General features: G+C 59.6%; 1 protein-coding gene. It reads left to right on the top strand.

Annotation, left to right across the window (positions count from 1 at the left end; all coding sequences use genetic code 11):
• The coding region (locus EN853_RS33600; RefSeq protein ID WP_245517536.1) for a pyridoxal-dependent decarboxylase at positions 1-292 on the top strand (292 nt) is incomplete at both ends.

The raw sequence follows: 292 nt of genomic DNA, 5'->3' as shown, positions 1-292 counted from the left end.
CTTGCCTCAGGAGAATGGCTGTTCGATTACGGGCTGCAAACGTCGCGCGGCTTCCGCGCGCTCAAAATCTGGATGGCGCTGAAGCAGCACGGCGTTGAAAAGTTCGGCCGGCTGATCGACCAGAACATCGCCCAGGCCCATTACCTTACCGGCCTGATCGAGGCGGAGCCAGCCCTGGAGCTGATGGCGCCGACAACCGTCAACATCGTCTGCTTTCGCTATCTCGTAGACGGAGCATCCGACGACCGGCTGAAGGCACTCAATATCGAGATCATGCTGCGGTTGCAGGAAG

Source organism: Mesorhizobium sp. M1C.F.Ca.ET.210.01.1.1 (assembly GCF_004791585.1).
Taxonomy (GTDB): Bacteria; Pseudomonadota; Alphaproteobacteria; order Rhizobiales; family Rhizobiaceae; genus Mesorhizobium.
Note: the sequence above shows the minus strand (reverse complement) of the source record. Positions and strands in the feature narration are given on the sequence as shown.